Genomic DNA, 25,827 nt, shown 5'->3' with positions numbered 1-25,827 from the left:
GTCAAAGCCAACTCCTCCCGTCCCGGGGGTGCGGTGCACCTCGCACCGCACCCCCGCACACCCCGAACCCCCCTTTGCCCCCTCGGGCCGTCCCCTCCTGTTCCGCCCGAAGGGGCTCAGCTCCACCGTCCGATCTCGACGTTCTCCAGGACGCCGAGGGCGTCGGGCACCAGCACGGCTGCCGAGTAGTACGCGGTCACCAGGTACGAGATGAGGGCCTGCTCGTCGATGCCCATGAAGCGCACCGAGAGGCTCGGTTCGATCTCGTCCGGGATGCCGGCCTGCTGGAGTCCGATGACGCCCTGCTCCTCCAGCCCCGTACGCATGCAGATGATCGACGTCGTGCGGGCGTCGCTGATCGGGATCTTGTTGCAGGGGAAGATCGGCACCCCGCGCCAGGACGGGATCCGGTTGCCGGAGATGTCGACGGAGTCCGGGTTGAGGCCCCGCTTGTTGAACTCGCGGCCGATCGCGGCGATCGCCTTCGGGTGTGCCAGGAAGAACTTGTTGCCGCGCCGCCGCGAGAGCAGCTCGTCCAGGTCATCGGGGCTGGGCACGCCGTCGTGCGGCTGGAGGCGCTGCCCGTAGTCGCAGTTGGCGAGGAGGCCGAACTCCTTGTTGTTGACCAGCTCGTCCTCCTGGCGCTCGCGGAGCGCCTCGACGGTGAGCCTGAGCTGCTGCTCGGTCTGGTTCATCGGGGTGTTGTAGAGGTCCGCCACCCGGGTGTGGACCTTCAGCACGGTCTGCGCGACGGAGAGTTCGTACTCGCGCGGCGCCGCGTCGTAGTCCACGAAGGTGTGCGGTACGACGGCTTCGCCGACATGGCCGGCGGAGAGGTCGATGCACGCCTCGCCGTACTTGTTGGTGCGCTGGCGCGGCAGCTCCCGCACCGCCGCCAGGTGGTCGCGCAGCGAGTGCGCCCGGTCGGCGAGGGTACGTACGTCGTTCCTGCTCAGGGCGAGCACGGTGCACGCGGTCGCGGCCTTCGCGGTGTACCCCCAGCTGGCGTCGTCCTCGACGAGCGCCTGGTCGCCGAAGTACGCGCCGTCCGCGAGGACGCCGAGCACCTGCTCCTCGTCGTAGGGCCCGGCGCCGATCTTCTCCACCCGGCCGTGCGCCAGCAGGTAGACGGTGTCCGCCGCCTCACCCTGGGTGGCGATGACCTCCCCCGCCGCGAACTCCCGCTGCTCGCAGCGCTGGGCCAGCTCCCGGAGCACCTCGCTGTCGCCGTACGTCCGCAGTGCGGGCAGCTCGCCCAGCTCCCCCGGGACGACGGACACGCTGCTGCCGGTCTGGATGAAGGTGACGCGTCCGTCGCCGACCGCGAAGCTGAGCCTGCGGTTGACCCGGTACGCACCGCCCTGGACCTGCACCCACGGCAGCATCCGCAGCAGCCAGCGGGAGGTGATCTCCTGCATCTGCGGGGCGGACTTGGTGGTGGTCGCCAAGTTCCGCGCGGCGGCCGTACCGAGACTCTGCTGCGGCGGCTGCTGCTGTTCGCGGATTTCGGAACCTGCCTCGACCGACATCTGTCTCCCTTTCGATACTGCTCTCGATCATGCGCTGACCTGCGCAAGTAGCCTTTCATCACCGGGAGTTGATGCGCCATTACACAAAAGAGTGTGACTAGATCACCGGTGAAGGGGGAAGAGCGCGCGACGGGATTGACCCGCCGAGGGTGCGCGTGCGGGTTTTCGGCTACGCGCCGTAGCGACCGAACGGCACCGGAGTCCCTCCGTCCGCACCCCGGCGAACTCCGGTCGGCTGTTTCCGGCCGCTTCCTCACGGCGGGCCTCCGCTGCGCGACGGCCGGGCCCCGCCCCTGACCGGCCACCGGCCGAGCCGCCGCCGCACCGGCCGGCGCACGGGGCCCAGGAGCCCTGTCCGGATCGGCTCGCACACTGTGCGAGCGAGGTGTAGCGGAATCCCCGTCTCCGGTACAAGCAGTACAGACAGTCACGGGCTTCTCGCCGTGACCGGCCTCCGGACGAGGAGTCAGCATGGCCAAACCGCTCTCCGCCAACGCCTTCCTGACCAGCCTGCGGATGGAGGGGGTGACCGTCGTCGAAGTCGGCGACTGGCGCAACCACAACCGCGCGGGACACGGCCCCTGGGGCCCGGTGCACGGGGTGATGATCCACCACACCGTCACCCGGGGCACCGCGGCCACCGTCCGCATCTGCCGCGACGGCTACCAGGGCCTGCCGGGCCCCCTCTGCCACGGCGTGATCGCCAAGGACGGGCGGGTCCACCTCGTCGGGTACGGGCGGGCCAACCACGCCGGACGCGGCGACGACGACGTACTGCGCGCGGTCATCGCCGAGAAGCGCCTCCCGCCGGACAACGAGGCCAACACCGACGGCAACCGCCACTTCTACGGCTTCGAGTGCGAGAACCTCGGCGACGGCGAGGACCCCTGGCCCGAGGCCCAGCTCAAGGCCATCGAGCGCGTCTCGGCGGCCATCTGCCGCTCACACTCCTGGAGCGAGCGCTCGGTCATCGGCCACCGGGAGTGGCAGCCGGGCAAGGTCGACCCGCGCGGCTTCACCATGGACTGGATGCGCGGCCGGATCCGCGACCGGCTGAAGTAGCAGGTCACCGGGGTCAGGGGTGGTGGCCGGGCCGCCGTGCACCGGCACAATGGGCGGGTGCCGTCCGACGAGTTGCGCCCGCTGCTGCCCTCCCCCCTCACCGAGGTGGCGGACGAGCGGTTCGGCCGCCACGGGGTCCGGCTGTTCCTCAAGCGCGACGACCTGATCCACCCGGACCTGCCCGGCAACAAGTACCGCAAACTGGTGCCCAACCTGCGGGCCGCCGCCGGGCGCCCGCTGCTCACCTTCGGCGGCGCCTACTCCAACCATCTGCGGGCCACCGCGGCGGCGGGCCGGCTGTTCGGGTTCCCCACCGTCGGCGTGGTCCGCGGCGACGAGCTGGCCGGCCGCCCGCTCAACGCCTCCCTGGCCCGGTGCGCGGCCGACGGCATGCACCTGCGCTTCCTCTCCCGCTCGGACTACCGCCGCCGCGCCGATCCGGGCTTCCTTGCCCGGCTGCTGCCCGGCACCCCGTTCCCGGAGGCGTACGTCGTCCCCGAGGGCGGCAGCAACGCGCTCGCCGCCCGGGGCTGCACCGCGCTCGGCCAGGAGCTGCGCGGGGTGGCCGACGTGGCGGCGGTGGCCTGCGGGACCGGCGGCACGCTCGCCGGCCTGGCCGCCGGACTCGGCCCCGGACAGCGCGCGATCGGCGTTCCGGTGCTCAAGGGCGGCTTCCTGGAGGCGGAGGTACGCGCGCTCCAGCTCGCGGCGTTCGGCGGGCCGGCGGGCTCCTGGTCCCTCGCGGACGGATTCCACTTCGGCGGGTACGCACGCACCCCGCCGGAGCTCGTCGACTTCGCGGACGACTTCGGGGAGCGGCACGGGCTGCCGGTGGAGCGGCTCTATGTGGCGAAGCTGCTGTACGCCCTGACGGAGCTGACCGCCCAGGGTGCGTTCCCGCGCGGCACCCGGCTGGCCGCGGTGATCACGGGCCGCCCCTGATCACGCTGCGTAACCGTCGGCGGGGGATGCCCTACTCCGCCTCGCGCCACCCCGCCGCCTCCTCCAGGTCGAGGCGGCGCAGCAGCACCCGCATCATCTCGTCGTCGATCCGGCGGGTGTCGCGCAGCTCCACGAAGACCGCCCGCTCCGCGTCGATCATTTCGCGCGAAAGACGCCGGTAGGTGGCGTCGGCGGACTCGCCCGTCACCTCGTTGACCGCGCCAAGGCGCTCCCACACCGCGTTGCGCCGCCGCTCCAGCACCGTGCGCAGCCGGTCGGCGAGCGGTCCCGGCAGCGTGTTCCTCTCGTCCGCGAGCAGGGCGTCCAGCCGTGCCTCGGCCGCCGTCGACGCCTCGCTCTGCGCCTGGGCCTCCGCGAGGGTGGTCGCGTACGCGTCGCGCCCCGGCAGCTTCAGCGCCCGGATCAGCGGGGTCAGGGTCAGCCCCTGCACACCCAGCGTGCCGATCACGGTCGTGAACGTCAGGAAGAGGATCAGGTTCCGTCCGGGGAACTCCTCCCCGGCCACCGTGAGCGGGATCGAGAAGGCGATGGCGAGCGACACCACCCCGCGCATCCCGGCCCAGCCGACGATCAGCGGGGCCCTCCAGTCGGTGTCCGGCTCCCGGGTCCTGATCCGCCGCGAGAGTCCGCGCGGCAGGTACGTCGCGGGGAACACCCAGACGAACCGCACCGCCACCACCAGCAGGAACACCACGACTGCGGACCAGAAGACCTGCCATCCCCCGTAGGGTCCGAGCCCGGCGAGCACCACTGGCAGCTGGAGTCCGATCAGCGCGAAGACGGTGGATTCGAGGATGAAGGAGACCATCTTCCACACCGCCTCCTCCTGGAGCCTGGTCGCGAAGTCGACCTTCCAGGACTTGTGCCCGAGGTGCAGCGCGACCACCACGACGGCGAGCACCCCGGAGGCGTGCACGTACTCCGCCGTCGCATAAGCAACAAACGGAATCAGCAGCGACAGCGTGTTCTGCAGCATCGGCTCGGCCAGCCGCATCCGCACCCAGTGGATCGGCACCATCAGCAGCAGCCCGACGGCCACCCCGCCGACCGAGGCCACCAGGAACTCCCGTACCCCTTCGCCCCAGCTCGCCCCCGCCCCCACGGCCGCCGCGAGGGCCACCTTGTACGCGGTGATGGCGGTGGCGTCGTTGACCAGGGACTCGCCCTGGAGGATCGCGGTGATCCTGGGCGGCAGCCCGAGCCGGCGGGCGATGGCGGTGGCCGCCACGGCGTCCGGCGGCGCGATCACGGCGCCGAGCACCAGCGCGGAGGCCAGCGGCAGCCCGGGCACCAGCAGGTGCACCAGGTAGCCGACCACCACGGTCGCGAACAGCACGTACCCCACGGACAGCAGGGCGACCGGCCGCAGATTGGCCCGCAGATCGAGGTACGAGCTCTCCAGCGCGGCCGTGTAGAGCAGGGGCGGCAGAAGCAGCGGCAGCACGATGTGCGGGTCGAGCGTGAAGTCCGGCATGCCGGGCACGAACGAGGCCGCGATCCCCACCGCGACGAGCAGCAGTGGCGCGGGGACGGGGGTCCTGCGCGCCAGTCCGGCGACGGCCGCGCTGGCCGCGATCAGGGCCAGCAGTGGAGTGGCGTCCATCGGTTCCCGTTCCTGGTGTGCGGGCCGCCGGGGCCCGGTCGAGGGGAGCGGCGTCGTACCGCCGCACGTTCATGATCAGCTCTTTCGTGAACAATGGACAGCATGAGCGAATGCCCGCACGTCGAGAAGCTGCCCCAGCCGCAGCCGGCCCCGCTGAGCGACACCTGCCTCGAATGCCTGGCCGCCGGCACGCATCCGGTGCAGCTGCGGATCTGTCTGGAGTGCGGGCACGTAGGCTGCTGCGACTCCTCGCCGGGCCGGCACGCGACTCGGCACTTCCACGACACCGGCCATGCGGTGATGCGCAGTTTCGAACCCGGGGAGAGCTGGCGCTGGTGCTTCGTGGACGGTGCGATCGTCTGATCGCGGTCATGGCCGTGCGGCCGGCTGCCCCGGCGGCGCGGTTGCCCCCGCACAATGCGGTTCGGGCGCCCGGCCCCGGGGTACGTCAACCCCTCGTCGGCGCCGTCCAATTGGGCTCCGCACAGCTCTAGCCACTGTGCGTGCACATGTGCCTACCATGAGTGACAGTTCGCCGGGCAGGGGGCCTGGCGACACGGACCGGCGGATCACGGTAGCGTCACCGGCGAAAAGACGTATCAGACGTACCGCTTGTGCCACCTTGGAGGTGAGGGTGTCCCCTATCGCAGGCGAGCCCGGGAACCAGGACTTCGTGGAGGTCCGGCTGCCCGCTGCGGGTGCCTACCTGTCGGTGCTGCGTACGGCCACGGCCGGCCTCGCAGCGCGTTTGGACTTCACCCTCGACGAGATCGAGGACTTGCGCATCGCGGTCGACGAGGCCTGCGCGATCCTGCTTCAGCAGGCCGTGCCGGGCTCCGTCCTCAGCTGTGTGTTCCGGCTGGTGGACGACTCGCTGGAAGTGACGGTCACGGCCCCCACCACGGACGGCCGCGCCCCGGAGCGCGACACCTTCGCCTGGACGGTGCTCTCCGCACTGGCCGGCAAGGTCGACGCGACCGTGGCCGACGACCGTACGGTCAGCATCAGCCTGTACAAACAGCGCGGCGCGGGACCCGGTCCGGCGTGAACGGGAACGGGCCGGTGCGCGACGACGAGCGCAGCGGGCAGGCACTGGACGGGATTCCCGGGCAGCACGCCCGCCCGCACCCGGTGGACGGCGGCGGCGCGGCGTACGAGGCTGCGCAGAAGGCCGGTGAAGCCCCCGCGGACAAGGCGGGCGACGCGGACACGGCGGCAGAGGCTCAGACGCGGCAGGCAGCGGAGCGGGCGGCGAACCAGATGAGCGACGAGCACAGCAACGTGCACACGGAGCGTGTGGAGCAGCTCCCGCACAACCCACGGGACCGCAGCGGCGCGCGGGCTCTGTTCATCGAGCTGCGCGAGCTGCCCGACGGCTCCCCCGAGAAGGCGGAGCTGCGCAACCGGCTGGTGCGGATGCACCTGCCGCTGGTCGAGCACCTGGCGCGGCGCTTCCGCAACCGGGGGGAGCCGCTGGACGACCTCACCCAGGTCGCCACGATCGGCCTGATCAAGTCGGTCGACCGGTTCGACCCGGAGCGCGGCGTCGAGTTCTCCACGTACGCGACCCCGACGGTGGTCGGCGAGATCAAGCGGCACTTCCGCGACAAGGGCTGGGCGGTGCGGGTGCCGCGCCGGCTCCAGGAACTGCGGCTCTCGCTCACCTCGGCGACCGCCGAGCTCTCCCAGCAGCACGGCCGCTCGCCGACCGTGCACGAACTGGCCGAGCGGCTGGCGATCTCCGAGGAGGAGGTCCTGGAGGGGCTGGAGTCGGCCAACGCGTACTCCACGCTGTCCCTGGACGTCCCCGACACGGACGACGAGTCCCCGGCGGTGGCGGACACCCTGGGGTCCGAGGACGTGGCGCTGGAGGGAGTGGAGTACCGCGAGTCGCTCAAGCCGCTCCTTGAGGACCTGCCGCCGCGCGAGAAGCGGATCCTGCTGCTGCGCTTCTTCGGGAACATGACCCAGTCGCAGATCGCCCAGGAGGTCGGCATCTCCCAGATGCACGTCTCCCGGCTGCTGGCGCGCACGCTGGCGCAGCTCCGCGAGAAGCTGCTGGTCGAGGAGTAGGGGCCAGGCGTACGGGGCCCGGGCCGCGCCGCTCAGGCGCCGCGCGGGCCCCTCTTGATGCCGAGCGCGTCGACGGCGGCCGGGTTCAGGAGCAGCACCAGCGAGACGACGGCGATCGCGGCGAGGACGATGCCGGACGGGATCGACCAGGCGGCGTCGGTGGTCAGCAGGGTGTACGCGACCGGCAGCGCCATCAGCTGGGTGATCACCGCGGGCCCCCGGCTCCAGCTTCGCCGCAGGCGCAGCCCGTTCGCGGCGAGCAGCGGCAGCACGGCGAGCGCGATCAGGGTGAGTCCGCCCATCTCGGCCTGCTCCGGCCGGTCGGGGCTGCCGAAGAGCCCCATCACGAGCATGGAGAGTCCGACGACGACCAGCGCCAGCCCCTCCAGCGCGACCAGTGCGGCGGCGGCGCCGAGGCGGGCCGGGCGGGGCTCGGCCGGATGCGGAACGGACGTCTGACTCGGCTCATTACTCACCCTTGCAGGGTAACGGCCGGCCCCCGTCACCCGGCCGGCCCACCGGCGCTCACTCGTACCGGAGGACGACCCGCGCACTGGCGGCCGGTAATCTGCTGCGCATGCGCGCACTTCTCGTGGTCAATCCGGCAGCAACCACCACCAGTGCCCGCACCCGGGACGTACTGATCCACGCCCTGGCCAGCGAGATGAAGCTGGAGACGGTCACCACCGAGTACCGCGGGCACGCCCGCGACCTGGGCCGCAGGGCCGCGGACAGCGAGGACGTCGAGCTGGTCGTCGCCCTCGGCGGCGACGGCACGGTCAACGAAGTCGTCAACGGCCTTCTGCACCGCGGCCCCGACCTCGAACGGCTGCCCGGATTCGCGGTTGTCCCCGGCGGCTCCACGAATGTGTTCGCCCGCGCACTGGGTCTCCCCAATGACGCCGTAGAAGCGACCGGCGCCCTATTGGACGCGTTGCGTACCGGAAGCGAACGCACAGTGAGCCTCGGCCTCACAAAGGGCGTACCGGGAACGGAGGACGCAGCCGTTCCGGAACGCTGGTTCACTTTCTGCGCCGGGCTCGGATTCGACGCCGGAGTCATCGGCCGGGTCGAGCAGCAGCGCGAGCGCGGAAAGCGCTCGACGCACGCCCTCTATCTGCGCCAGGTGGTACGGCAGTTCCTGGACGAGCCGCACCGCAGGCACGGGGTGATCACCCTGGAGCGCCCGGGCCACGACCCGGTGACCGACCTGGTCCTGTCCATAGTCTGCAACACCTCTCCCTGGACCTACCTGGGCAATCGTCCGCTGTACGCCTCCCCCGACGCGTCCTTCGAAACCGCCCTGGACGTGCTCGGACTGAGCCGGCTCTCCACTCCCGCAGTCACCCGGTACGCGACCCAGTTGCTCACCTCCACACCCGAGCGCGGTCCACACGGTAAGCACGCAGTAACACTGCATGACCTCACGGACTTCACCTTGCATTCGAAGGTTCCGCTACCCCTTCAAATGGACGGCGACCACCTGGGACTGCGTACGAGCGTCGCGTTCACAGGCGTTCGCCGTGCACTGCGTGTGATTGTGTGAGTGGAAGAGCCTAAAGTCCTTTATCTCGAACGTACGGACTGGCATCCACCCTCTAGAAGTACGGCTGTGACCTAGTCGACACCGAGGAATCAAAAAAAACTTCTCGGAAGGGGTTGTATCCGCCGTCGAGGTTTGCGAGTCTCTTCATGGCGATCGGGACGGCCCGCAACACCGGCCTCCCTGAGAAACCAGAATCCCTCCTCACGCTCAGGACCACAACCAGTGTTCGCTGGAAGTCGGGCCTTCCCTCGTGAGGGGATTCGTGAAAGCGTTCACATTCACAAGCAAACATGTTTGACACAAGGAGAGGTAGCAGCCATGGACTGGCGTCACAACGCCGTTTGTCGTGAGGAAGACCCGGAGCTGTTCTTCCCCATCGGCAACACCGGTCCTGCGCTGCTGCAGATCGAGGAAGCCAAGGCCGTCTGCCGCCGCTGCCCCGTCATGGAGCAGTGCCTGCAGTGGGCCCTCGAGTCCGGCCAGGACTCGGGTGTCTGGGGTGGCCTCAGCGAGGACGAGCGCCGTGCGATGAAGCGCCGCGCCGCTCGCAACCGGGCACGCAACGCGACCGCCTGACCCACCCCTGCTTCGAGCCTTTGCTCGGCGGCGCATACAGCGCGTATGCAGTCACCGCCCCCGAATCGCAGCGCGCAGTACCCCCCAATGCGCAGTAAAGCGTGAGCAGTTGAGCCCCGGACCGTCACCTCGGTCCGGGGCTCTCCGCTGTTGCGGTGTGTTCTTGTACGACGCTGTTCCGGTGCGTCTTGTACGACCGCGCCGGAGGATTCCCCCCGGCGGATTTCGCCCCCGCGGTTACTTCTGCGGGCGTACCGGTATGTCCAGCACCACGCGGGTGCCCCGCTCCGGTCCTGGGAGCATGTCGAAGGTGCCGCCCAACTCGCCCTCCACCAGTGTCCGGACGATCTGGAGGCCGAGGTTCCCGGCCCGCTGCGGGTCGAAGCCCTCGGGCAGGCCGCGGCCGTCGTCGAGCACGGTGATCAGCAGCCGGGCCTCGGCGGAGGTGCCGCCGCGCAGGGCGGAGACCTCGACCGTGCCCTGCTCACCCTGGGAGAAGCCGTGCTCCAGGGCGTTCTGCAGGATCTCGGTGAGCACCATGGACAGCGGAGTGGCGACCTCCGCGTCCAGTATCCCGAAGCGCCCTGTGCGCCGGCAGGTCACCTTGCCCGGGGAGATCTCCGCCACCATCGCGAGCACCCGGTCGGCGATCTCGTCGAACTCGACGCGCTCGTCCAGGTTCTGGGACAGCGTCTCGTGGACGATGGCGATGGAACCGACCCGGCGCACCGCCTCGTTGAGCGCCTCGCGGCCCTGCTCGGAGTCCATCCTGCGGGACTGGAGTCTCAACAGGGCGGCCACCGTCTGGAGGTTGTTCTTCACCCGGTGGTGGATCTCCCGGATGGTGGCGTCCTTGGTAATCAACTCCCGCTCCCGGCGGCGGAGTTCGGTGACGTCCCGGCACAGCACCAGGGAACCGATCCGGGTGCCCTTGGGCTTGAGCGGGATGGCGCGCAGCTGGATCACTCCCCCGCTGCCCTCCACCTCGGTCTCCCGCGGGGCGTAGCCGCTGGCCAGCTTGACCAGGGCCTCGTCCACCGGACCCCGGGACGGGGCGAGTTCCGCGGTGGCCCGGCCGAGGTGGTGGCCGACCAGGTCGGAGGCGAGGCCGAGGCGGTGGTACGCGGAGAGGGCGTTGGGGCTGGCGTACTGCACGATCCCTTCGGCGTCCAGCCGGATCAGCCCGTCGCCGACGCGCGGCGAGGCATCCATGTCGACCTGCTGGCCGGGGAAGGGGAAGGAGCCGGCCGCGATCATCTGTGCCAGGTCGGAGGCGCTCTGGAGGTACGTCAGTTCCAGCCGGCTGGGCGTGCGGACGGTGAGGAGGTTGGTGTTGCGCCCGATGACCCCGAGCACCCGGCCCTCGCGGCGCACCGGGATCGACTCGACCCGTACCGGCACCTCCTCGCGCCATTCCGGGTCGCCCTCGCGCACGATGCGGCCCTCGTCCAGGGCGGCGTCGAGGAGCGGGCGGCGGCCGCGCGGCACGAGATGTCCCACCATGTCGTCGTGGTACGAGGTGGGCCCGGTGTTGGGCCGCATCTGCGCGACCGACACGTAACGGGTGCCGTCGAGGGTCGGCACCCACAGCACGAGGTCGGCGAAGGACAGGTCGGAGAGCAGTTGCCACTCCGAGACCAGCAAGTGGAGCCACTCGAGGTCGGACTCGCTGAGGGCGGTGTGCTGGCGTACGAGATCGTTCATGGAGGGCACGATGACGAACATACCCGTAACCTGAGGGACAACCGGTGGTGCGCATCCCATAGACAGGGGTGAGTGGTCTAGTCCACAATGGCCGGGTAAAAGAACTTCATCCTCCCCGCACAGGAGGGTGAAACCGGGGGACGCGGCGCTCTCTGCCCTGACTGCGCCCGCCCCTGAACACGGCCGGAGGCACCGCACACCGTCGGCCGATGCAACTCCGGGCTGCGGTGCCGGGCGGGCTGAGGGTCCCGCCGGGCGCCGTGGCCCGCGGGTGTTTCCGGGCCCTGCGTGGATCGCGTGGGCGTGCGCGCCGCGGGCGGTGGATGCGCGTCGGCCCTCCATGTGCGCGGACCCCTCATACGCGTGGCCCCCCATGTGCGCGGGCCCTTCCTACGCGCCGGCCTTCATGCGTGCGGACCCGGGATGTGCGCGAGCCCTGGATGTGCGCGAGCGCTGCGTACGGGCGGACGCTGGATGTGCGCGAGCCCTGTGTGTGGGCGGACCCTGGATGTGCGGACCGCGGACCCGGGATGTGCGGACCCGGGATGTGCGCGAGCCCTGGATGTGCGCGAGCCCTGGATGTGCGGCTCCTGCACCTGCGTGCCCCTTGGGCGTGAGCCCTGCGGGAGTGGGACCCCTCTGCTAGATTGGTCTATACCACAGATCGTTTTCGGCCTCTGCTCTCCCGAGACCCCTCTTCCAGATAGGCAGGCATCAGCGTGGAAGTTGTCATCGTTCCGGACGCCAAGGCGGGCGGCGAGCTCATCGCGCAGAGCATCGTGAACCTGCTGGGCCGCAAGCCCGACGCCCTGCTCGGTGTGGCCACAGGGTCGTCCCCGCTGCCCATCTACCAGGCGCTGACCGCCAAGGTGCGGGCGGGCGAGGTGGACGCCTCCCGCGCCCGCATCTGCCAGCTGGACGAGTACGTGGGCCTGCCCGCCGGGCACCCGGAGTCCTACCGGGCGACCGTGCTGCGCGAGGTCGTGGAGCCGCTCGGGCTGACCGAGGCGTCGTTCTTCGGCCCCGACGGCTCCGCCGACGACGTCCAGGCGGCCTGCGAGGCGTACGACAAGGCGCTCGGCCAGGCGGGCGGGGTGGACCTCCAGCTGCTCGGCATCGGCACCGACGGGCACATCGGCTTCAACGAGCCGTGCTCCTCGCTCGCCTCCCGTACCCGCATCAAGACGCTGACCCAGCAGACCATCGACGACAACGCGCGCTTCTTCGGCGGCGACACCGCCCAGGTCCCGCGCCACGTCATCACCCAGGGCATCGGCACCATCCTGGACGCCCGCCACCTGGTGCTGCTGGCCACCGGGGAGGGCAAGGCCGAGGCCGTCGCGCAGACCGTGGAGGGTCCGCTCTCCGCGCTCGTACCGGCGTCCGCGCTCCAGCTGCACCCGCACGCGACGGTGGTCGTGGACGAGGGCGCCGCGTCCAAGTTGAAGCTGGCGGACTACTTCCGTCACACGTACGTGAACAAGCCGGTGTGGCAGGGGCTGTAGAGCCTCCGCGCACCCGCCGCCGCGGGTGGCACGGGCTGTAGGGCCTCCGCGCACCCGCCGCCGCGAGGCCGGCGCACCCACCGCCGCATGCCGCGGCACACGAAAGGCCGGGCAACCCCCCCACGGGTGCCCGGCCTTTCGCGCCGTGCGACCGTGTGCCGGTCGCGCGGCAGCCCCTCAGCGGCCGACGGCCGCCTCCGCGGCGGCCTGTCCGCAGACCCTGGCCGCGCCGTGCGTCGCGATGTGCAGCGCCCCGCGCGCGGCCGACTGGGGCACGCCCATCTCGACCACGACGGTGTCCGGGCGGGCGGTCAGCAGCGCGTCGAGCGCGGCGGACATCCACGGGTGCCGGTGCTCGTCGCGTACGACGGCGACGATGCGGCGCCCCCCGGCGGCGGCCAGCACGGCCGCCGCGGTTCCCGTCGAGGCGTCGAAGGCGCCGGTCTCGGTGCCGGGCAGCAGCCGCGCCAGATCGGCGGCGATGCCCCACGGGGTCTCGTCACCGACCGCGATGTTCGCGACGGGGGTGAACGCGGCGACGTACGGAGCGGCGGCGAGGGCCGTCGCGCCCGGGGCACGGGTGACGCGCACGGCACGGCGGGCGGCGGTCAGGCCCACTGCGCGGTCCGGGTGGTGGCCGGTCTCGTTGCCGGGCGCGGTCCCCTCCTGCACTTCCGCGCCCGGCCCCGATGTCCGGGCCTGCCGGGTCCACGCGGCGAGGGCGCGCACCCGCGCCGCCGCGTCGGCCAGCCGCTCCTCCGGCAGTTCGCCGGAACGGACCGCCGTGACCAGCGCGTCGCGCAGCCGCAGGACGGTCTCCTCGTCGGCGAGGCCGCCGCCGACGCAGATCGCGTCGGCGCCCGCGGCGATCGCCAGGACGGAGCCGCGCTCGATTCCGTACGTCGCGGAGATGGCCTGCATCTCCATGCCGTCCGTGATGATCAGCCCCTGGTAGCCCAGCTCCTCGCGCAGCAGGCCGGTGAGGATCTGCGGGCTGAGAGTGGCCGGACGGGTGGGGTCGAGCGCAGGGAGAAGAATATGCGCACTCATGACCGATTTGGAACCCGCGGCGATCGCGGCCCGGAAAGGCACCAGTTCACGGGCGTGCAGTGTGTCCAGGCCCACATCGATCCGGGGCATGTCGTGGTGCGAGTCGACGGCGGTGTCGCCGTGGCCCGGGAAGTGCTTGGTGCACGCGGCGACGCCGGAGGCCTGGAGGCCCTCGACGTACGCGGCGGTGTGCCGGGCGACCAGCAGCGGGTCGGCGCCGAAGGACCGTACGCCGATGACCGGGTTGCCCGGGTCGGAGTTGACGTCCGCGGACGGCGCCCAGTTGAGGTTGACGCCGCACTCGGCGAGCCGGCGGCCCAGTTCGCGGGCGACGTCGCGGGTGAGCGCGGTGTCGTCGACGGCGCCGAGGGCGAGGTTGCCGGGGAAGGAGGAGCCGCCGCGCACTTCGAGGCGGGTGACGTCGCCGCCCTCCTCGTCGATGGCGACCAGGACGTCGTCCCGCTCGGCCCGCAACTGCGCGGTGAGGGCGGCGAGCTGCTCGGGCGAGGCGATGTTGCGGCCGAACAGTCCCACGGAGGACAGGCCTTCACCGACGCTGCGCAGCAGCCAGTCGGGGGCGGCGGTGCCGTGGAAGCCGGGCTGGAGGACGGCGAGGGCGTCACGCGTCAACGTGTCGGTGGAACCGCTTACGAGGGTCGTCATGGCGGCGTTATCCCTTCACTGCGCCGTCGGTCAGACCACTGACCGCCTTGCGCTGGAGGAAGACGAAGAGGATCAGGATCGGGATCGCGAAGAGTGAGGACGCCGCCATCGTGGCGCCCCAGTCGTCACCGAACTGGGTCTGGAACTGGGACAGCCACAGCGGCAGGGTCTGGGACTCGGCCTGCTTGTTCAGGACGAGGACCATGGGGACCTCGTTCCACGCGGTGATGAACCCGAAGAGTGAGGTCGACATCAGGCCGGGGGCCAGCAGCGGCAGGATCACCTTGACGAAGGCCTGCCGGCGGGTGCAGCCGTCGACCATGGCCGACTCCTCCAGCTCCTTGGGCACGGCGGCGACGAAGCCGCGCAGTGTCAGGAGGGTGAAGGGCAGCACCATGACCATGTAGAAGAGTGTCAGCGGGATCAGGCTGTTGAGCATGTCGGCGTCACGCACGATGAAGTAGATCGCGATGACCATGACTTCCCAGGGAGCCATCTGCGCCACCATGAAGCCGATGATGAAGCCGCGCCGCCCCTTGAACCGCATCCGGGCGAGCGCGAAGGAGCCGGCCAGGGCGAGGATCAGCGAGAGGACCACTGCGAGGATCGTGACGGTGAGCGAGTTGCGCACCATCGTGCCGAAGTTCTCGGCGTCGATCGCGGTCTTGAAGTGTTCGAAGGTGATGTCGGTGGGGAACCACACCGGGTCGTCGGCGACGATGTCCGGTGTCTTCTTGAACGCCGTGGCGAACATCCAGTAGACGGGGAAGACGAAACCGATGACGAGCAGTACTGCCGTCGCGTTGGGCCAGATGCGGCCGGCCAGGGAGCGCTTCATCGCTCGTCCTCCTCTTGCTTCAGAACGATCCGCAGGTAGTACGCCGTGAGCAGCAGCAGGATGACGATGGTCAGGACGGAGATCGCCGAGCCCATGCCGAAGTGCTGGTTGCCCATGCCCTCGATGTACGCGTACACGGGCAGGATCTCGGTGAGCCGGTCGGGACCGCCCGCGTTGATCGCGTAGACCTGGACGAACGCCTTGAAGACCCAGATGACTTCGAGGAACGTCGTCGCGTACAGGAACGGCTTCAGGAAGGGCGCCGTGACCTGCGTGAAGCTCTTCCAGGCTCCCGCGCCGTCCAGCGAGGCAGCCTCGTACAGCTCCTTGGGAATGGTCGTGCTCGCCGCGTACAGGTTGAGCGCCACGAAGGGGATCGACTGCCAGACGATCAGGACCATGATCACGAAGAAGGTGGAGAGCTGGCTGCCGGTCCAGTTGTACTCGGCCATCGAGTGGAAGCCGATTTTGTCCAGCACCCAGTTGACGACACCAAAACGCTGGGCGAAGAGCCACTGGTAGACGGTGGTCGCCGCGATGACGGGCATCGCCCAGGCGAGCACCAGGCCGACCATCAGGACGATCCGCATGCGTTTGCCGAGGCGCACCAGCAGCAGGCCGATCAGGGTGCCGAGCACCATGATCAGTACGACGTTGGCGGCCGTGAAGACGAGCGAGCGCCCGGTGACGTTCCAGAAGTCCTCGCTGCTGAGGACCTCGCCGTAGTTGTCGAGGCCGTTCCACTCGGTGAGGTGCTGGATCAGCTGCCTCATGTTGAGGTTCTGGAACGAGATCAGCAGGTTCTTGGCCAGCGGCCAGCCCAGGAAGACCAGCACGGCGGCCACGGGGGGCAACAGCAGCAGGTAGGGAGTCAGGGAACCGGCTCTGCGCTGTTTCCCCGGCTCGGCCGGTGCTGTGCCGGCCCCCTTGAGGGTCTCCGTCGGACCGGAGGGCGGCCGTTCGGTCTGCACGGTCATGCTCGCCATCTCTTCCTAGGCGCACTACAGGGGCGCAGCTGTGACACTGCGGGGCACGGCCGGCTGCGGGTCACAGCCGACTGCCGGGCCCCGGCCCCCTTCTCGCGGCTGTTCGCGGCGGGGGACGGGGCCCGGCAGGACGGGTTACTGCTTCTGCGCGAGGCGCTTGTTGAGCTCGGGCTCGACCTGCTTGGCGGCTTCCGCCGGGGTCTTGCCGTTCAGGACCGCCGTCAGGAAGGTCTTGATCGGGTTCGGGTTGTTCTCCACCGCGGCCCACTCGGCGATCAGCGGGGTGGTGCCACCGAACTTGGCGGACGGCGCGGCGGCCTCGGCGACCGGGTTGCCGACCAGGTGGGAGTTGAGCGACTCCTTGTTGGGGATGACGCCGGACTCCTTGGCGAGCGCGCCCTCGAACTTGTCGGAGAGGGCCAGCTTCAGGAACTCCTTGGCGAGCGCCTGCTTCTTGCTGCCTTCGGCGACGGCGAAGTTCGAGCCACCGAGGAAGACGCCCTCGGGCTTGTCGGCGGTCTCACCCGGGATGGTGAAGTAGCCGATGTCCTTCTCCAGGGCCGGGTTGGCCTTGACGGCCGTGCCGGCCTCCCAGCCCATGCCGATGAACGCGCCGGTCTTGCCCTTGGCGAAGACGTCGGCCTGCTGCGGGGTGGCCTCGTCCTTGTCCTTGGGGGCCTTGGAGTAGGACTGGTACTTCTTGTACAGCTCGGCGGCCTCGGCGATCTTCGGGTCGTCCAGGTTGGACACCCACTTGTCGCCTTCCTTCTTGACCAGGTCAGCACCCTTGCCGATGGTGAGGCCGTCGAAGAAGTACCAGTTCTGGCCGGGCAGGTAGATGGGCTCGGCCTTGCCCTTGGCCTTGATCTTGTCGAGCGCCTTGAAGAAGTCGGCACGGGTCTTGGGGACCTCGGTGACACCGGCATCCTTGAAGACCGTCTTGTTGTAGACGACCACGCGGTTGGCGAACCACCACGGGGCGGCGTACTGCTTGCCGTCGACGACCGCGGCCTCGTTGAGGTTCTCGGCCCAGCCGGAGCCGATCTCCTTCTTGAGGTCGCTCAGGTCCGCGAGGCCGCCGGTCTTGGCGTACGCCGCGGTCTGGGTGTTGCCGATCTCGAAGACGTCGGGAGGGTTCTCCTCGGAGAGGGCGGTCGTCAGCTTCTGCTGGATGCCCTCCCACTTCTGGACCTCGAACTTCAGCTTCGCGCCGGTCTGCTTCTCGAACGCGGCCGTGAGGTCCTTGGTCCAGACGGGCGGGGTCGAGCCGTCCATTGCCCAGACGGTGAGGGTCTGGCCCTTGAAGCCGTCGGCCCCGGCCTTCTTGCCGTCGTCCTTGCTGTCCGTGCCGCCACACGCCGCGACGCTGACCAACATGCCGGCGACGCCAATCGCCGCGATGAGCTTGCGCTTCATTACGCCACTCTCCTGCTCAGGGATGCCTGCAACCCCCTGCCCACCGCGAGGTCAACGCACGAAGTACGGCCTGTGGGACTGGGACCTGGTCTTTAATGGTTTAGACCAGTAGCTGGAGCTTGGCCTAGACCTTTTGGGGTGTCAAGGGTGAGTAAGACGCCGCGATGCGTCCGTTATCGGACCGACACCTCGGTGCGCACAGGAGCACCCACAGGCCCCTGCGGCCACCGCGTTCACAGGCGACGCGGTGTATAAGAAGGAATCGCGCGGAGCCCGAGCCCCGCGCGGCGGACCGTGCCACCATCCATGTGAGCCGCGACAGACGGAGGAGCCGGTGACGGCAGCAGCACAGGAACCGGAAGGGCGGACCATGATCACCGACGGGGGAAGCACCGCGGGCACGGACACCGAGCAGGGCTCCGTGACGGGCTCCGGCACGCCGGCCACCCGCACCGCCCGCGTGCCCAAGTACTACCGGCTCAAGCGCCACTTGCTCGACATGACCGAGACCCTCCCGCCCGGCACCCCGGTGCCGCCGGAGCGCACCCTGGCCGCCGAGTTCGACACCTCCCGCACCACCGTCCGCCAGGCCCTCCAGGAGCTGGTCGTCGAAGGCCGGCTGGAACGCATCCAGGGCAAGGGCACCTTCGTCGCCAAGCCGAAGGTCTCGCAGTCCCTGCAACTGACCTCGTACACCGAGGACATGCGCGCCCAGGGCCTCGAACCCACCTCGCAGCTGCTTGACATCGGCTACGTCACCGCCGACGACACCCTGGCCGGCCTCCTCGACATCACCACCGGCGGACGCGTCCTGCGCATCGAGCGGCTTCGCCTGGCCAGCGGCGAGCCGATGGCCATCGAGACGACCCACCTCTCGGCCAAGCGCTTTCCGGCTCTGCGCCGCTCGCTGGTGAAGTACACCTCGCTCTACACGGCGCTCGCCGAGGTCTACGACGTACGCCTCTCGGAGGCGGAGGAGACCATCGAGACCTCGCTCGCCACGCCGCGCGAGGCAGGCCTGCTGGGCACCGACGTCGGCCTGCCGATGCTGATGCTCTCCCGGCACTCCCTGGACAAGGACGGTGAGCCGGTGGAATGGGTGCGCTCGGTCTACCGGGGCGACCGCTACAAGTTCGTGGCCCGGCTCCAGCGCCCGCAGGACTGACGCCCGGCGCGAAGCTGCGGCTCCCGCGCCCGCAGGACTGACGCCCCCGCCTCGCGCTTGCCCTGTGCACACCGCTGTCGCCCCGGAGTCTGCTGCCTCTGGTACGCCTCTGACCTGCGGTGGTCGCCCCGTGTCCGTACCGATATGCGGACAGGGGGTTACACAGCACGGTCCCAGCCCCTAGATTTCGCGCACGTTACGAGGATGATCGCGCGAGGGGACGGACCGTCATGGCAGAGCCGAGACCGACAGCCGAGACCGAGCAGAGCGAGGGCTCCCCCGGACCGGGCACCTCCCGCAGGCTGTCGCCCAAGTCGATCGTGATCTGGTCCCTGGTGGCGATCGTCGGCGCGGCCGGCTGGGCGGTGCTCGCCCTCTCGCGCGGCGAGGAGGTGTCGGCCGTCTGGATGCTGGCGGCAGCCCTCGGCTCGTACGCCATCGCCTACCGCTTCTACTCGAAGTTCATCGCCCACCGCGTCCTGAAGGTCGACAAGAACCGCGCCACCCCCGCCGAGCGGCTCAACGACGGTGTGGACTTCCACCCGACCGACCGCCGGGTCCTCTTCGGCCACCACTTCGCGGCCGTCGCCGGCGCGGGCCCGCTGGTCGGCCCCGTCCTCGCGGCCCAGATGGGCTACCTGCCGGGCACGATCTGGATCGTCGCCGGTGTGATCTTCGCCGGAGCCGTCCAGGACATGGTCGTGCTCTTCTTCTCCACCCGGCGCAACGGCCGCTCGCTGGGGCAGATCGCCCGCGACGAGATCGGCCCGGTCGGCGGCGCCGCCGCGCTGATCGCCGTCTTCGCCATCATGATCATCCTGCTCGCGGTGCTGGCCCTGGTCATCGTGAACGCGCTCGCCGAATCCCCCTGGGGCGTCTTCTCCATCGGCATGACCATCCCGATCGCCCTGTTCATGGGCCTGTACCTGCGCATCCTGCGGCCGGGCCGGGTCAGCGAGGTCTCCCTCATCGGCGTCGCGCTGCTGCTGCTGGCGATCGTCGCGGGCGGCTGGGTCGCCGAGTCCTCGTGGGCGAGCACCTTCACCCTGGAACCGGGCACGCTGGTCATCTGGATGGTGGTCTACGGATTCCTGGCGTCCGTACTGCCCGTGTGGCTGCTGCTGGCCCCGCGCGACTACCTGTCGACCTTCATGAAGATCGGCACCGTCACCCTCCTCGCGGTCGGCGTGCTCATCGCGCTGCCGAACCTCAAGATGGACGGCATCACCCAGTTCGCCACCAGCGGCACGGGCCCGGTCTTCGCCGGTTCGCTCTTCCCGTTCGTCTTCATCACCATCGCGTGCGGCGCGCTCTCCGGCTTCCACGCGCTGATCTCCTCGGGCACCACCCCGAAGATGATCCAGAAGGAGACGCAGATCCGCACGATCGGCTACGGCTCCATGCTGGTCGAGTCGTTCGTGGCGATCATGGCGCTGATCGCGGCCTGCATCATCGAGCCCGGCCTGTACTTCGCGGTGAACTCGCCGCTCGGCGTGGTCGGCGACACCGTCCAGGCGGCCTCCACTGCCGTCGGCAACCTCGGATTCTCCATCACCCCCGAGCAGTTGGCGCAGGCCGCCAAGGACGTCGAGGAACAGAGCCTGCTGCACCGCACCGGTGGCGCGCCGACCTTCGCGCTCGGCATGGCGGAGATCTTCTCGGCGGCCTTCGGCGGCGCCGCGATGAAGGCCTTCTGGTACCACTTCGCGATCATGTTCGAGGCGCTGTTCATCCTGACGACGCTCGACGCAGGCACCCGCGTCGGCCGGTTCATGCTCCAGGACATGCTCGGCAACGTCTACAAGCCGTTCAAGAACGTCAGCTGGAAGCCCGGCGTCTGGATCGCCAGCGCCATCGTCGTCCTCGCCTGGGGCTACTTCCTGTGGGTCGGCGTGCACGACCCGCTCGGCGGCATCAACCAGCTCTTCCCCCTTTTCGGCATCGCGAACCAGCTGCTCGCCGCCGTCGCCCTCGCCGTCTGTACCACGCTGCTCATCAAGTCCGGCCGCCTCAAGTGGGCCTGGGTGACCGGCGTTCCGCTCCTGTGGGACGTCGCCGTCACCCTCACCGCGAGCTGGCAGAAGATCTTCTCCGCCGACCCGAGGGTGGGCTTCTTCACCCAGCGCGCCGAGTACCAGGAGGCACTCGACAAGGGGCTGCAGAAGTTCAAGCTCGCCAAGAACCCCGAGCAGATGGAGACCATCGTCACCAACTCCACCGTGGACGGCGTCCTCTCGATCATGTTCGCCGTCCTCATCGTGGTCGTCCTCTTCGAGTCCGCCCGCGCCTGCCTCAAGGCGGTCCGGCACCCGGAGAACGTCAAGGTCAGCGAGACCCCGTACGTGGAGTCCACGTTCGTCGCCCCCGCCTCCCTCATCGCCACCAAGGAGGAGAAGGCGGAGCTCGCGGCCGCCGGCGTCGGCCCGGAGGGCGGCCCGCGCAGGACCGGGGAGCACGTGTGAACGGCGCGGCACTGCGCCACCGGCTCTCCCGGCTGCGCTGGTACGTCAGGGAACTGACCGGCGAGGCGGCGTACGACCACTACGTCGCCCACGTGCGCACGCGCGACCCGCACGCACCGGTGCTGACCCGCCGCGACTTCGAACGCCGCCGCACGGACGCCCGGGAGGGCGATCCGAGGCAGGGCTTCCGCTGCTGCTGAACCCTGCCGGGGACGGTCGTACGGCCCGGTGTCCCGCCCCTCGGAAAGGGGTGGGACACCGGGCCGCCGTCGTTGCACACTGCGCGCATGACTGCGACCACCCACGAAGACATCCTGATCCGGCCCGCCCAACTCCACGAACACTCCGAGGTGGGAGACCTCACCGCCCTCGCCTACCTCACCGACGGCCATCTGACCTTCGGTGAGGAGGACCCCTACCTGTCCGTGCTGCGCGACGCCCGCTCCCGTGCCGAGGGCGCCGAACTGCTGGTGGCCGCCGACACCGCGGGCACACTCCTGGGGACCGTGACGTACGCCCCGCACGGCAGCCCGCTCCAGGACATCGGCGTGCCGGGCGAGGCCGAATTCCGCATGCTGGCGGTCTCGCCACGGGCCCGGGGCCGCGGGGTGGGGATGCGTCTCGTACGGGCCTGCATCGCCCGCGCGCAGGCGGAGGAGGGGGTCGTACGGGTGGTGATGTCCACGTCGCCGACGATGCTCGGGGCCCACCGGATCTACCGCAGGCTGGGCTTCGTACGGACCCCGCAGCGGGACTGGGATCCGGTGCCCGGACTGACCCTGTTGACCTACAAACTGGAGCTCCAGACCACTTCTGACCCCCTTCCACTTGTGAAGGATCGACACACACGACACTAGATGTGGGGGGTGCTTCAACGAGGACCCACCACATGTATGCTCGTGCTCGCTGTCGCCGCAGGGGAATCCGGTGAGAATCCGGAACTGTCCCGCAACGGTGTGTCATGTGCGCTTTTGCGCACCGCCAAGTCCGAGGACCTGCCGACAGCGAGTCCGGCTCGACCGAACCGGACACCGATACGTCCGGGCCTCGCGGTTGGGCCGGTGGACGCCAGGCGACGTGTGCCCCTTTCCGGGGTGACGTGCGCCCGCGCGCCCCTTCCCCCCGCAGGCCCAGCGCCGAGCGAGGGAGAGCCCCCACGTGACCATCGCGCCAGTCGATCCGGCCACCGAAGCGGTACAGGGCAACGAAGGACCTCAGGACGCCCCCGGGACCGCGCTGCTGCGCACCCTGACCGACCTGACCGCCGACCTGCCCGACACCGACCCCGGCCGGGTCGCCGCCGCCGCTCTGCGCGGACGCAACGCGCGCTCGGACGCCGCCGAACTGCGGGAGCTCGCCACCGAGGGCGCCGCAGGGCTCATCTCCGAGGACCCCTCGTACTCCCGCCTGGCCGCCCGCCTGCTCGCCCGTACGATCCGGGACGAGGCCGCCACCCAGGGCGTGGGCTGCTTCTCCGAGTCCGTCGCCGTCGGTCACCGCGAAGGGCTCATCGCGGACCGTACGGCCGACTTCGTCGCACGGCACGCGGCGGCGCTGGACGCACTGATCGACCTCGAAGGCGACGACCGCTTCGAGTACTTCGGTCTGCGCACGGTCTACAGCCGCTACCTGCTCCGCCACCCGATCACCCGCCAGGTCATCGAGACCCCGCAGCACTTCATGCTGCGCGTGGCATGCGGCCTGGCCGATGACACTGTGCCTATCGAAACGACTGACGAGCGGGCTCTCGCCGAGGTCGCCTCCCTCTACCGCCTGATGAGCCGCCTGGACTACCTGCCGTCCTCGCCGACGCTCTTCAACTCCGGCACCCGCCACCCCCAGATGTCGTCCTGCTACCTCCTCGACTCCCCCATGGACGAGCTGGACTCGATCTACGACCGCTACCACCAGGTCGCGCGCCTCTCCAAGCACGCCGGCGGCATCGGCCTCTCGTACTCCCGCATCCGCGCCCGCGGCTCCCTGATCCGCGGCACCAACGGGCACTCGAACGGCATCGTCCCGTTCCTGAAGACCCTGGACGCCTCGGTCGCGGCCGTGAACCAGGGCGGCCGGCGCAAGGGTGCCGCCGCCGTGTACCTGGAGACCTGGCACGCGGACATCGAGGAGTTCCTGGAGCTCCGCGACAACACGGGTGAGGACGCGCGCCGCACCCACAACCTGAACCTCGCCCACTGGATCCCGGACGAGTTCATGCGCCGGGTCGACCAGGACGGCCAGTGGTCCCTCTTCTCCCCCGCCGACGTCCCCGAGCTGGTGGACCTGTGGGGTGCGGAGTTCGACGCCGCGTACCGCAGCGCGGAGGCCGCGGGCCTCGCCAAGAAGTCCATGTCCGCCCGTGAGCTGTACGGCCGGATGATGCGCACCCTCGCGCAGACCGGCAACGGCTGGATGACCTTCAAGGACGCGTCCAACCGCACCGCCAACCAGACGGCGGAGCCGGGCAACACGGTCCACTCCTCCAACCTCTGCACCGAGATCCTCGAAGTCACCAACGACGGCGAGACGGCCGTCTGCAACCTCGGCTCGGTCAACATGGGCGCGTTCGTCCTGGACAGCGGCGAGATCGACTGGGACCGCCTCGACGAGACCGTCCGCACCGCCGTCACCTTCCTCGACCGCGTGGTGGACATCAACTTCTACCCGACCGAGCAGGCCGGGAACTCCAACTCGCGCTGGCGCCCGGTCGGCCTGGGCGCCATGGGCCTCCAGGACGTCTTCTTCAAGCTGAAGCTGCCGTTCGACTCGGCGGAGGCCGCCGCGCTCTCCACGAAGATCGCCGAGCGGATCATGCTCGCCGCGTACGAGGCGTCCTGCGACCTCGCCGAGCGTTCGGGCCCGCTGCCCGCCTGGGACAAGACCCGCACCGCCCGCGGCGTCCTGCACCCCGACCACTACGGCGTCGAGTTCACCTGGCCGGAGCGCTGGGAAGCACTGCGCGCCCGCGTCGCCAAGACGGGAATGCGCAACTCGCTCCTCCTGGCCATCGCGCCCACCGCCACCATCGCCTCCATCGCCGGTGTGTACGAGTGCATCGAGCCGCAGGTCTCCAACCTCTTCAAGCGCGAGACGCTTTCCGGCGAGTTCCTCCAGGTCAACTCCTACCTGGTCCGCGACCTCAAGGCGCTCGGCGTCTGGGACGCCCAGACCCGCGAGGCCCTGCGCGAGTCCTCGGGCTCGGTCCAGGGCTTCACCTGGATCCCGGCCGAGGTCCGCGACCTGTACCGCACCGCGTGGGAGATCCCGCAGCGCGGCCTGATCGACATGGCCGCCGCCCGCACCCCGTACCTGGACCAGTCGCAGTCCCTCAACCTCTTCCTGGAAACGCCCACCATCGGCAAGCTCAGCTCGATGTACGCGTACGCCTGGAAGAAGGGCCTGAAGACGACGTACTACCTGCGCTCGCGCCCCGCCACCCGCATCGCGCGCGCCGCCGGCTCGCAGGCGTCCGCCTCGGCCCCGGCCCCCACCACCACCACTCTCCCCGCCCAGCAGGCGACGGACGCCGACGCGCTCGCCTGCTCCCTTGAGAACCCCGAGTCCTGCGAGGCCTGCCAGTAATGTCCGACAACTCCCAGAAGAACCTTCTCGACCCGGGCTTCGAACTCACCCTCCGCCCCATGCGCTACCCGGACTTCTACGAGCGCTACCGGGACGCGATCAAGAACACCTGGACCGTCGAGGAGGTCGACCTCCACTCGGACGTCGCCGACCTGGCGAAGCTGACGCCGGGCGAGCAGCACATGATCGGCCGCCTGGTCGCCTTCTTCGCGACGGGTGACTCGATCGTCTCCAACAACCTGGTCCTGACGCTCTACAAGCACATCAACTCCCCCGAAGCGCGGCTCTATCTCTCGCGCCAGCTCTTCGAGGAAGCCGTGCACGTCCAGTTCTATCTGACCCTCCTGGACACCTACCTGCCCGACCCGGACGACCGCGCGGCGGCCTTCGACGCGGTCGAGGAGATCCCCTCGATCCGCGAGAAGGCTCAGTTCTGCTTCAAGTGGATGGATTCGGTCGAGAAGATCGACCGCCTGGAGTCGAAGGCTGACCGCCGCCGCTTCCTGCTGAACCTGATCTGCTTCGCGGCGTGCATCGAGGGCCTGTTCTTCTACGGGGCCTTCGCGTACGTGTACTGGTTCCGCTCGCGGGGTCTGCTGCACGGCCTGGCAACGGGGACGAACTGGGTTTTCCGGGACGAAACCATGCACATGAACTTCGCGTTCGAGGTCGTGGACACCGTCCGCAAGGAGGAGCCCGAGCTCTTCGACGACGCACTCCAGCAGCAGGTCACCGACATGCTGAAGGAGGCGGTCACCGCCGAGCTCCAGTTCGGCCGTGACCTGTGCGGCGAGGGCCTGCCGGGCATGAACACGGAGTCCATGCGCCAGTACCTGGAGTGCGTCGCCGACCAGCGCCTGGAGCGCCTCGGCTTCCCGAAGGTGTACGGCTCCTCCAACCCGTTCTCCTTCATGGAGCTCCAGGGCGTCCAGGAACTGACGAACTTCTTCGAGCGCCGCCCGTCGGCGTACCAGGTGGCGGTGGAGGGAACCGTCGGGTTCGACGACGACTTCTAGTCTTCTGAGTCAGGAATTCTGTTCAGATGTTTAGACTTGGTCTGTGGCACGTACTGGACGGCCGAAGGCCGAGTTAGTTCTGTCGGACGAG

The 25,827-nt window shown here is 69.7% G+C and carries 22 protein-coding genes and 1 riboswitch; of the genes, 14 read left to right on the top strand and 8 right to left on the bottom strand.

Annotated features, from left to right (window positions below; all coding sequences use genetic code 11):
• Positions 1 to 116: 116 nt before the first annotated feature.
• The gene (locus tag ACFWVV_RS33970; protein ID WP_384356999.1) at positions 117 to 1,529 is read right to left on the bottom strand and encodes a family 2B encapsulin nanocompartment shell protein; all 1,413 of its coding nucleotides are present in this window, start codon (positions 1,527 to 1,529) and stop codon (positions 117 to 119) included.
• Between the two features lie 471 nt (positions 1,530 to 2,000).
• On the opposite strand from ACFWVV_RS33970, the gene ACFWVV_RS33965 reads away from it, so the two are divergent.
• Both ACFWVV_RS33965 and ACFWVV_RS33960 read left to right on the top strand, forming a co-directional pair.
• Positions 2,001 to 2,591, top strand: coding sequence for an N-acetylmuramoyl-L-alanine amidase (locus ACFWVV_RS33965; RefSeq protein ID WP_384357002.1), 591 nt, complete (start codon positions 2,001 to 2,003; stop codon positions 2,589 to 2,591).
• 57 nt (positions 2,592 to 2,648) lie between these two features.
• Positions 2,649 to 3,533: a 1-aminocyclopropane-1-carboxylate deaminase/D-cysteine desulfhydrase gene (locus ACFWVV_RS33960; protein ID WP_384357005.1), complete on the top strand. Its 885-nt coding sequence runs from the start codon at positions 2,649 to 2,651 to the stop codon at positions 3,531 to 3,533.
• Between the two features lie 31 nt (positions 3,534 to 3,564).
• Here ACFWVV_RS33960 and ACFWVV_RS33955 read toward each other — a convergent pair whose 3' ends face one another.
• The gene (locus tag ACFWVV_RS33955; RefSeq protein WP_384357008.1) at positions 3,565 to 5,157 is read right to left on the bottom strand and encodes a Na+/H+ antiporter; all 1,593 of its coding nucleotides are present in this window, start codon (positions 5,155 to 5,157) and stop codon (positions 3,565 to 3,567) included.
• A 102-nt stretch (positions 5,158 to 5,259) separates the two neighbouring features.
• On the opposite strand from ACFWVV_RS33955, the gene ACFWVV_RS33950 reads away from it, so the two are divergent.
• The 3 genes from ACFWVV_RS33950 (at position 5,260) to ACFWVV_RS33940 (ending at position 7,230) form a co-directional block, all read left to right on the top strand.
• Positions 5,260 to 5,520: a UBP-type zinc finger domain-containing protein gene (locus tag ACFWVV_RS33950; protein ID WP_384357011.1), complete on the top strand. Its 261-nt coding sequence runs from the start codon at positions 5,260 to 5,262 to the stop codon at positions 5,518 to 5,520.
• 271 nt (positions 5,521 to 5,791) lie between these two features.
• A complete protein-coding gene (locus tag ACFWVV_RS33945; RefSeq protein WP_185032869.1) occupies positions 5,792 to 6,205 on the top strand; it encodes an anti-sigma regulatory factor in 414 nt (137 codons plus the stop codon).
• Positions 6,206 to 6,219: 14 nt separating this feature from the next.
• Positions 6,220 to 7,230 carry an RNA polymerase sigma factor SigF gene (locus tag ACFWVV_RS33940; protein WP_384357054.1) on the top strand — a complete coding sequence of 337 codons (1,011 nt, stop codon included), beginning with the start codon at positions 6,220 to 6,222 and terminating at the stop codon, positions 7,228 to 7,230.
• A 32-nt stretch (positions 7,231 to 7,262) separates the two neighbouring features.
• On the opposite strand, the gene ACFWVV_RS33935 is transcribed toward ACFWVV_RS33940, so the two are convergent.
• Entirely contained in the window at positions 7,263 to 7,706 is a 444-nt protein-coding gene (locus tag ACFWVV_RS33935; protein WP_384357014.1) for a hypothetical protein, read from the bottom strand.
• Positions 7,707 to 7,807: 101 nt separating this feature from the next.
• Here ACFWVV_RS33935 and ACFWVV_RS33930 point away from each other — a divergent pair, with 101 nt between their 5' ends.
• A complete protein-coding gene (locus ACFWVV_RS33930; protein ID WP_384357016.1) occupies positions 7,808 to 8,776 on the top strand; it encodes a diacylglycerol/lipid kinase family protein in 969 nt (322 codons plus the stop codon).
• 318 nt (positions 8,777 to 9,094) lie between these two features.
• Positions 9,095 to 9,352, top strand: coding sequence for a WhiB family transcriptional regulator (locus tag ACFWVV_RS33925; RefSeq protein ID WP_004937597.1), 258 nt, complete (start codon positions 9,095 to 9,097; stop codon positions 9,350 to 9,352).
• A gap of 237 nt (positions 9,353 to 9,589) precedes the next feature.
• Here the strand turns inward: ACFWVV_RS33925 and ACFWVV_RS33920 are convergent, their stop codons facing one another.
• Complete coding sequence (locus ACFWVV_RS33920; protein ID WP_384357019.1) at positions 9,590 to 11,056, bottom strand: sensor histidine kinase; 1,467 nt, start codon at positions 11,054 to 11,056, stop codon at positions 9,590 to 9,592.
• A gap of 719 nt (positions 11,057 to 11,775) precedes the next feature.
• Here ACFWVV_RS33920 and nagB point away from each other — a divergent pair.
• Complete coding sequence (gene nagB, locus ACFWVV_RS33915; protein ID WP_384357021.1) at positions 11,776 to 12,561, top strand: glucosamine-6-phosphate deaminase; 786 nt, start codon at positions 11,776 to 11,778, stop codon at positions 12,559 to 12,561.
• A gap of 177 nt (positions 12,562 to 12,738) precedes the next feature.
• Here the strand turns inward: nagB and ACFWVV_RS33910 are convergent, their stop codons facing one another.
• From ACFWVV_RS33910 to ACFWVV_RS33895, 4 genes are all read right to left on the bottom strand, one after another.
• The gene (locus tag ACFWVV_RS33910) at positions 12,739 to 14,274 is read right to left on the bottom strand and encodes a glycoside hydrolase family 3 protein (RefSeq protein WP_384357024.1); all 1,536 of its coding nucleotides are present in this window, start codon (positions 14,272 to 14,274) and stop codon (positions 12,739 to 12,741) included.
• Positions 14,275 to 14,281: 7 nt separating this feature from the next.
• Positions 14,282 to 15,112: a carbohydrate ABC transporter permease gene (locus tag ACFWVV_RS33905; protein ID WP_384357027.1), complete on the bottom strand. Its 831-nt coding sequence runs from the start codon at positions 15,110 to 15,112 to the stop codon at positions 14,282 to 14,284.
• Positions 15,109 to 16,089 carry a carbohydrate ABC transporter permease gene (locus tag ACFWVV_RS33900; protein ID WP_384357030.1) on the bottom strand — a complete coding sequence of 327 codons (981 nt, stop codon included), beginning with the start codon at positions 16,087 to 16,089 and terminating at the stop codon, positions 15,109 to 15,111. Before ACFWVV_RS33900 ends, ACFWVV_RS33905 begins: the two co-directional genes overlap by 4 nt.
• Positions 16,090 to 16,233: 144 nt before the next feature.
• On the bottom strand, positions 16,234 to 17,514 hold the full coding sequence (locus tag ACFWVV_RS33895; RefSeq protein WP_384357033.1) for an extracellular solute-binding protein: 1,281 nt from the start codon (positions 17,512 to 17,514) through the stop codon (positions 16,234 to 16,236).
• Positions 17,515 to 17,884: 370 nt separating this feature from the next.
• On the opposite strand from ACFWVV_RS33895, the gene ACFWVV_RS33890 reads away from it, so the two are divergent.
• The 6 genes from ACFWVV_RS33890 (at position 17,885) to ACFWVV_RS33865 (ending at position 25,736) form a co-directional block, all read left to right on the top strand.
• Positions 17,885 to 18,679, top strand: a complete 795-nt coding sequence (locus tag ACFWVV_RS33890; RefSeq protein WP_384357057.1) for a GntR family transcriptional regulator — start codon at positions 17,885 to 17,887, stop codon at positions 18,677 to 18,679.
• A 302-nt stretch (positions 18,680 to 18,981) separates the two neighbouring features.
• Positions 18,982 to 21,141 carry a carbon starvation CstA family protein gene (locus ACFWVV_RS33885; protein ID WP_384357060.1) on the top strand — a complete coding sequence of 720 codons (2,160 nt, stop codon included), beginning with the start codon at positions 18,982 to 18,984 and terminating at the stop codon, positions 21,139 to 21,141.
• The gene (locus tag ACFWVV_RS33880) at positions 21,138 to 21,341 is read left to right on the top strand and encodes a YbdD/YjiX family protein (RefSeq protein ID WP_384357036.1); all 204 of its coding nucleotides are present in this window, start codon (positions 21,138 to 21,140) and stop codon (positions 21,339 to 21,341) included. Before ACFWVV_RS33885 ends, ACFWVV_RS33880 begins: the two co-directional genes overlap by 4 nt.
• A gap of 87 nt (positions 21,342 to 21,428) precedes the next feature.
• The gene (locus tag ACFWVV_RS33875; protein WP_384357039.1) at positions 21,429 to 21,998 is read left to right on the top strand and encodes a GNAT family N-acetyltransferase; all 570 of its coding nucleotides are present in this window, start codon (positions 21,429 to 21,431) and stop codon (positions 21,996 to 21,998) included.
• A gap of 19 nt (positions 21,999 to 22,017) precedes the next feature.
• Positions 22,018 to 22,159: riboswitch (cobalamin riboswitch) on the top strand.
• 140 nt (positions 22,160 to 22,299) lie between these two features.
• Positions 22,300 to 24,720 (top strand): ribonucleoside-diphosphate reductase subunit alpha, encoded by a 2,421-nt coding sequence (locus tag ACFWVV_RS33870; protein WP_384357042.1) that lies wholly within the window; start codon positions 22,300 to 22,302, stop codon positions 24,718 to 24,720.
• Complete coding sequence (locus tag ACFWVV_RS33865; protein ID WP_384357045.1) at positions 24,720 to 25,736, top strand: ribonucleotide-diphosphate reductase subunit beta; 1,017 nt, start codon at positions 24,720 to 24,722, stop codon at positions 25,734 to 25,736. Before ACFWVV_RS33870 ends, ACFWVV_RS33865 begins: the two co-directional genes overlap by 1 nt.
• Positions 25,737 to 25,827: the final 91 nt, after the last annotated feature.

The sequence above is a fragment of the Streptomyces sp. NPDC058663 genome (assembly GCF_042716745.1).
In the GTDB taxonomy this organism is placed as follows: Bacteria; Actinomycetota; Actinomycetes; order Streptomycetales; family Streptomycetaceae; genus Streptomyces.
The sequence above is the reverse complement of the archived record's forward strand: the minus strand, read 5'-3'. Positions and strand labels throughout refer to the sequence as shown.